Origin of the sequence: Oceanisphaera psychrotolerans (assembly GCF_001870485.1) — a bacterium.
Lineage (GTDB): Bacteria > Pseudomonadota > Gammaproteobacteria > Enterobacterales > Aeromonadaceae > Oceanimonas > Oceanimonas psychrotolerans.
The window spans coordinates 91,081-98,657 of record NZ_MDKE01000005.1; the positions used below are offsets into that span (position 1 = coordinate 91,081).

Annotated in this window: 4 protein-coding genes; all 4 read left to right on the forward strand. The window is 56.9% G+C overall.

Annotation, left to right across the window (positions count from 1 at the left end; all coding sequences use genetic code 11):
- Nucleotides 1-7 precede the first annotated feature (7 nt).
- Nucleotides 8-493 (forward strand): zinc ribbon-containing protein, encoded by a 486-nt coding sequence (locus BFR47_RS02330; protein WP_071471575.1) that lies wholly within the window; start codon nucleotides 8-10, stop codon nucleotides 491-493.
- Between the two features lie 378 nt (nucleotides 494-871).
- On the forward strand, nucleotides 872-2,464 hold the full coding sequence (locus BFR47_RS02335; protein WP_083398974.1) for a TolC family protein: 1,593 nt from the start codon (nucleotides 872-874) through the stop codon (nucleotides 2,462-2,464).
- The gene (locus tag BFR47_RS02340; protein ID WP_083398975.1) at nucleotides 2,461-3,201 is read left to right on the forward strand and encodes an efflux RND transporter periplasmic adaptor subunit; all 741 of its coding nucleotides are present in this window, start codon (nucleotides 2,461-2,463) and stop codon (nucleotides 3,199-3,201) included. The genes BFR47_RS02335 and BFR47_RS02340 overlap by 4 nt, the downstream gene beginning before the upstream one ends.
- Nucleotides 3,202-3,261: 60 nt before the next feature.
- The coding region (locus tag BFR47_RS02345) for a DUF4347 domain-containing protein (RefSeq protein WP_071471576.1) at nucleotides 3,262-7,577 on the forward strand (4,316 nt) is incomplete at its 3' end.

Below are 7,577 nucleotides of genomic sequence, written 5' to 3' on the forward strand. Positions count from 1 at the left end.
GGGGAAGATGAACAATAACGAACAAAAACATAAAAAGGGCTACGACGCCTTCGTCGAGGAATTGCATCGCCGCTGGCAGCAGACCGAAGACACCACCATCAGGGAAATGGTGGAAACCACCCAGGCCTATATGGAGGCGGCCGGCGATCTGACCAAAGACGAGCTGGCGCTGATCGCCCAGTACGTGAAGCGGGATCTGGCGGAAATGGAAGACAGCGGCGACGAATTTCGTGACAGCCTGTTCTATCGCCGGATCAAGGAAACCGTGTGGGGCTGGCTGGCCGACATCACCGACAAGAGCCAGCTCGAATGGCGGGAGCTGGCCAGCGAGCTGGAGCATCACGGCGAATACCGGGCCGGAGAAGTGGTGGGCCCGGGCCTCTATGACTGCACCCTGTGCGCCCATTCCCACGAAGTGACTCATCCGGAGGTGCTGATCAGCTGCCTGGAATGTAATCACGAGACCTTTATCCGCCGGCCCTTGATGCCCTGAAGAAAGTGAAACCAACTTGGCCCCATATGGAGCATATTGTTCACTTTTAGTGGCCAAGTTACCGATAATGGTTTAACTTTCGAAGGTTTTCATTTGATACTAAAGTCTAACGCTGCTAGCATCCACTGACGCTTTTAAGCTCGCATTTTGATTGTGGTTATTCATGGAAGATAACGCAGTGATGATGGTCGTTTCAGATGATTTCTTCCTCGGATTAGGCCCCGTGCCCAGCCGGTGTTTCGCAGACCTTCCTTGCTTCACCTCCCCGATTTTATTTAAAAAACGGTGAGGTGCGTATGCTCTCCGACCCTCGTTACTTTTATCGGTGACGGTATCAAAGTGGATACTTATTCCATCTGAAAATTAAGAGATTGATACATGTTCAAGAAGACCCTGCTTGCCTCATCAATGGTGTTGGCCATTACTGGCTGTGCCGTCACTCCAGAAACGATTTCTCCTGATAACGTCAGCGCAACGGTACAGGCAGACATGACGCTGCTCGCACAGGAGCAAGATCAGGTCCTGGACAGTATCGGACTGGAAGATGCCATCGCCCGGGCGGTGCGCAACAACCGGGACAAGAAGCTGAAGGCACTGGAGTCGGCCATGGAGCAGGGCCAGATTGATCTGGTTCAGCACGAGATGCTGCCCAGCCTTGCCGCCTCTGCCGGCTATTCCGAGCGTAGCAACTATGCCGCCTCGGCCAGCGTGGCATTTCAGGACGGTCAGCCCGGTCCACTGGGTTCCAATCCTTCCTACTCTATTTCTCAGGATAAACAGCGCTCCACCTACGATCTGGCCCTGAGCTGGAATGTACTCGACTTCGGTCTGTCCTATGTGCGTGCCAAGCAACATGCAGACCGTTACCTGATTGCGAAGGAGCGGGAGCGCAAGGTCACCCACAACATTACCCAGGATGTACGCGGCGCCTACTGGCGGGCGGTGTCGGCCGAGCGACTGCTGCAGAAAATCGGGCCGCTGATCGAGCAGGCCTCAGCTGCCCTCGACGATTCGCGCCAGGTCGAGTTGCTGCAGCTGCGCTCCCCGATGGAGGCGCTTTATTATCAGCGCGAACTGCTCGATGTGTTGCGCTCGCTGCAGTCGGTGAAGCAGGATCTGTCCAACGCCAAAACGGAGCTGGCCGGGCTGATGGGACTGAAACCCGGTACGGTATTCGAGCTGGCCGATGTTGGCTCACCTGACTTCCGTGTGCCCGAGCTGACGGTAGAGCTGGCAACCATGGAAGAGCTGGCGCTGAGCCAGCGCCCCGAGCTGGTGGAAACCTATTACCAGCAGCGCATCTCCGCCGCCGATACCCGCGCCGCCATCCTGAAAATGCTGCCGGGTATCAGCCTCAACGCGGGCGCCTATTACGACAACAGTGACTATCTGCTCAATCAGGACTGGACCAGCCTGGGCGCTCAGGTCAGCTGGAACCTGTTCGACGTGTTCAAGGTGGGCGCCGAGCGCCGCATGGCCAAGACCCGTGAAGCGCTTGCCGAAGAACAGCGTCTGGCCTCATCCATGGCGGTGCTGACTCAGGTGCACCTGGCCCGGATCCGCTATAACGAGTCACGCAAGTCGTTTGATCTGGCCGACCGCTATCTGGACGTGGCCAGCCGCATCAATGAGCAAACCGTCAATGCCGCGCGCATGAAACGGACCTCCGAACTGGACTTGATCCGTGAATCGCTCAATACCCTGCTGGCCGAGTTGCGCCGTGATGTGGCCTATGCCGATCTGCAAAACAGCTATGGCCGGATCTTTGTGACCATGGGTATGGATTTGTTGCCGGAAGATTACGCCGCCAGCAGCGTGGATGAGCTGGCCGATACCATTGGCGAACGGTTTGCCCGATGGCAGCGCGGTGACCTGGTGGAGCCGGTGGCTCCCTCTGCGGCAGAGAGTGCCGAGAACGAACAGGCACAGGCCAACAGCACAGCGTCTGCAAGCACGGGTGACATGAGTTGATAACACCATTCTGGAACAAGGGGCTGCTGCTGACGGCCCTGCTATTGCCGGCGTTGCCGGCCCAGGCCGAAGAGTACAAGGCCCGGGCCGTGATCAACGCCTGGGACCGGGCGGTGTTGTCCGGCGAGCTGGCTGCCCGGGTCACCAGCCTGCCGAAACGGCCCGGAGCAAGTTTCAAGCGGGGTGAGCTGCTGGTCGGACTGGATTGTGCCCTGTATGAAGCGCAGGCCAGCAAGGTGGCGGCAGAAAACAAGGCCGCCGGGATCAAGCTGGATAATGCCCGGCAACTGAACGAACTGCGCTCCATCGGCAGCCTGGATGTGGCCCTGGCCCAGTCGGAATACGCCCAGACCCAGGCCGAGCTGAATATTGCCAGGATCAACACCCAACGTTGCCAGATCAAGGCCCCCTACGACGGCAAGGTGGTGACGGTGCTGGTCAACCAGCATGAAAACATTCGCCAGCAGCAGGAGCTGATCGAAATCGTCGCCGACCAGCGGCTGGAGGCCGAAGTGGTGGTGCCCGCCACCTGGCTGAGCTGGCTGCGGCCCTCGGCCTCGCTGATGCTGCAGATAGATGAGACCGGTGCCAGAGTCGAGGCGAGCATCATTGCCGTCAGCCCGGCGATTGATCCGGTCAGTCAGACCCTGCTGCTGCGCGCCGAGCTGGCGCCCTCGGCTGAGCTGATGCCGGGCATGAGTGCCACCGCCTATTTCACTGCGCCCAGCGCAGAGTAACCCCATTATATTTTGTGCCGGGTGCCACAGGATGCCCGCTGCCGACCAGGGACCGATGCCATGAACAAGCAAGATAACGCCAAGACCTCCCCCGGATTTCGTCGCAAGCCGCTGATTACCGCCCTTGAATCACGCATCTTGCTTGATGGTGCCGCCGTGGCCACCGCCGTCGACATGACCACCGATGTGGCCTTTCAGCAGGACCCGGTGCATCAACCCGCCCCGGACCAGGCCGTGCATTTCAGCGAGGGTGACCTGGCGCTGGCGCCGACCCAGATTCAAGCGGCCGACCCCAGCCAGAACAACGGCCGCAAGGAAGTGGCCTTTATCGACAGCAGCGTGGAAGACTACCAGACCCTGGTCGACGGCATTGGTGCCGGTATCGAGGTGCAACTGCTTGACGGCAGCCAGGATGGCTTGGCACAGCTGGCCGTGTGGGCGCAGCAGAACTCGGGGTATGATGCGATCCATATTCTTAGTCATGGCAGCAGCGGCGAGCTGAGTCTGGGCTCGGTGGTCCTCAGCAATGCCAACCTGGCAGATCACAGCGAGGCGCTGAATCAGGTTGGTCAGGCTCTGACGGAAAACGGGGATCTGCTGGTTTATGGTTGCAATGTGGCGACGACTGAGGGACAGGCGTTTATTACTGCTTTGGCAACGGCCACCGGCGCCGATGTGGCGGCCTCGGACGATCTCACCGGTGCTCAGGTGCTGGGTGGTGATTGGCAGCTGGAGCACAGACAGGGTGATATTGAAACCGAAGGACTGAATGTCCAGCCTTATAGTGGGGTGCTGGCGGAGCCGGTGCAGGTGTCGGTGTTCAGTTACCCGGGACTGAACGGCAGCGGTTCCCAGCCGAGCGATGAAAATGCCAATCTGACCAGTATTGTACAGGCGCAAATCGATGCTGGTGCCAACTATACCCTGGATACCTCGATTACCAGCTTTACCGACCCTGATCTGGCAGACAAACTGGCGGCCAGCGGTTTCTTCTTTATGACCGACATGGAGAGACAGAGTCCGACAGATACCTCTTTCTTTCCCGAGTCTGCCCGCACTATTTTCCGTGACTGGGTAAATGAGGGGGGCGTGATCATGATGACCGGCACCAGTGGTTCGAAAGATGCCGATTTCCTTAATCTGATTTTCGATTGGGATCTGAGTAGTGTTTCTGCTTCTTCCCAGATGTACAAGAACGATGCCAATGCCGCCGGCACGCCGTTTGAAAATGTGGAGGCAAGCTACCTGGATGCTCCCTCGGCTACGGACGGCATCAATAAGGGATCAGTCGAGAATTTTACCACCATGTATGGTACTGATACTCAGGCGGCGGTTGCCGTTATTGAGCATGGCTCCGGCTACGTTATCTATATGGGGTTTGATTTTTATAATGCCGGCACCGAAGGTGGGCAATATAACAATGCCTGGGTGCAGGAGATCATACCTGCCGCCATGGAATACTCTGCCATTCTGGCTGGCTCCGGCGACGTAGAAGAAGATCAGACCTATACCTTTGCTGCCGATGCTTTCAAGTCGGGCGGTAGCGTATTGTCACAGGTGAAAATCACTTCCTTGCCCACCAACGGCTCACTGACTCTTTCCGGGACTACGGTCACTGTGGAGCAGGTGATTACCAGTGCGCAATACGATTTGCTGACCTATACGCCCGATGAAAACTTCAACGGTGAAGATGGTTTTAACTGGCAAGGGTATGACGGCGAGACATACAGCGCAGATATATCCTATGAGTTAAATGTCGGCGCGGTTAACGATGCCCCGATACTGGATACCACGCCCGAGCTGGCATTGCTCAGCATCGACGAAGATCTGCCGGCAGCTGATAACCTGGGTACCTCGGTTGCCGATATTGTTGCAGACGGCTCCATGACTGATATCGATGGCGATGTAGTGGAAGCTATTGCTGTCAGTGTCGTGGATAACAGCAATGGTACCTGGCAATACAAAGTCGGTTCAGGTGCCTGGACGGCCTTTGATTTCTCCGGCAGTAATGTCGGAAAAGCATTGTTGTTGGACAGCACCGACAGTATTCGCTTTTTCGCCGATACCGACTTTAACGGCACAGTTACCGAAGGCATCACTTTTTATGCCTGGGACAAAAGCCGTAGCCGTGCCGGCAATTACCTGACCATAGACGGTAATAGCGGTGGTGAAGGGACTCTTTCCGTAAATACGGATAATGCCGCAATCACGGTGAACTCGGTTAACGATGCGCCGAATTTTGGTCTGCCTCTGCCCCCCACCAACCAAACGGCCATCGGAGACGGTATTGACCGTGGTTACAGCGTGGTATCGCAATCCGACGGCAAATTGCTGGTGGCCGGTTACAGCTGGAATGGCAGCGATGATGATATCGTCTTGGTGCGCTACAACAGTAATGGTTCGCTTGATACCGGTTTTGGTGACGGTAACGGTTATGTGCGGACCGGGATCAGCGCTTCGGATCTGGGCAATACGGCGAATGGTACCGAGGCCGGTGATGATTTTGGTTATAGCGTAACGGTACAGGGTGACGGAAAAATCCTAGTTTCCGGAAAAACCCAGGTGAGTAATGGTAACAGCGATGTGGTCGTGTTGCGTTACAACAGCGACGGTTCGCTGGACAGTAGTTTCGGCAATGCCGGCGTGGTGGTGATCGATGCGGGCGGTACCAGTGAGGCTAGCTGGAGTGTCTCCGAACACGACGGCAATATTGTGATTGCCATCTCCGGGCACAGTCGGGTGGTTGTTGCGCAATTAACGGCGACCGGTGAGCTCGATAGCAGCTTCGGCAGCGGTGGGCTGGTGACAACCGACGTAAGCGGCAGTTCGACTGAATATGCCTATCGTCTTGTCCATCAGCCGGATGGCAAGATAGTCGTGGCCGGTGTTGCAAACGGCACAGATATACTGGTGTTGCGCTACAACGATAATGGCGTGCTGGATAGCACTTTCGGTGGAGGGGATGGCATTGTCACCGCGTCGGGCATGGCGACCGGCGGCAGCCTGTCGGTGCCGTCCCTTGCGCTACAAGATGATGGCAAGATAGTCGTCGCCGGTTATGCCGAAAGCAACTACATGGACTGGATGACCAAGACCATGATTACAACCGAGTCGGTAGCGCTGGTGCGCTTTACCGAGGCTGGGGTGTTGGATACAGGTTTCGGAACTAACGGAGTGGTAACCAATACTGCTCTTGATTGGTCTGAGGTCAAAGATGTGGCCGTCCAGAGTGATGGCTCGATATTGGTTGCCGGCAACAAGTCGATATCCGGTAATGGAGTCGATTTTGTGATGGCACGCTTTACCAGCAGCGGATCGCTGGATAGCACGTTTGGCAATAGCGGTCAGATCAATACGGACGTAGGCAACGCCAATAATTATGTATCTGCTATGACTCTGCTGGATAATGGCGCCCTGGTGCTGGTCGGCAGTGCCCATAATGGCAGCAATGACGATATTGCGGTGGCCCATTACAACAGCGATGGCTCCCTTAATATAAACCTCAGTGGCGAAACGCTGGGGGGGATGGTCAATTTCACCGAAGATGGCGGTGCTGTCGTGCTCGATAATGATGTCGAGATTTCCGATGCTGAGTTGGATGACGGCAATTATGCCGGCGCTACCCTGACCATTGAGCGCAATGGCGGTGTCAGTGCGGAGGATCACTTCTCGGCCACAGGTACGCTTGGTGTCTTAGTGGAGGGAGACGACCTGACGGTCAACGGTACTGTCATAGGTACAATCACCGTTTGTTCCGGCGGTACTTTGACGTTTTCTTTCAATGGCAACGCCACACAGAGCCTGGTCAATGAGGCCATGCGTCAGATTGCCTATACAAACGATTCCGATACCCCGCCAGCTTCGGTACAGCTTGACTGGCGTTTCGCTGATGGCAATGTGGGAGAGCAAGGTACCGGGGGGCTGCTCACAGGCAGTGGTACGGTGACGGTAGCCATTACCGCTGTTAACGACGAGCCGACCCTGACCGCCACCGCCAGCGCCCCGACTTTCACCGAGGGCGGCAGCGCGGCCGGCCTGTTCAGCGGCACCGACATCAATACTGTCGAGGCCGGTCAGACCATCAGCGGCCTGAGCTTTACCGTGAGTAACGTCACCGACGGCAGTAACGAGCGCCTCAACGTCGATGGTACCGCCATCGTGCTGACCCACGGCACCAATGGCAGCACGGCGAGCAATAGCCTCAGCTACAGCGTCAGTGTCAGCGGCACCACCGCCACTTTGTTGCTGACCGGCGGCACCCTGTCGACGGCCTCGGCCGAGACGCTGATTGACGGCATGAGTTACCAGAACAACAGCAATACTCCGAGCACCAGTAACCGGGTGGTAACCCTGACCAGCCTGCAGGATAGCGGCGG

Coding starts and splice junctions, on each gene's coding strand:
- BFR47_RS02330 (WP_071471575.1), top strand. CDS start 8: ATGAACAATAACGAACAAAAACATAAAAAGGGCTACGACGCCTTCGTC.
- BFR47_RS02335 (WP_083398974.1), top strand. CDS start 872: ATGTTCAAGAAGACCCTGCTTGCCTCATCAATGGTGTTGGCCATTACT.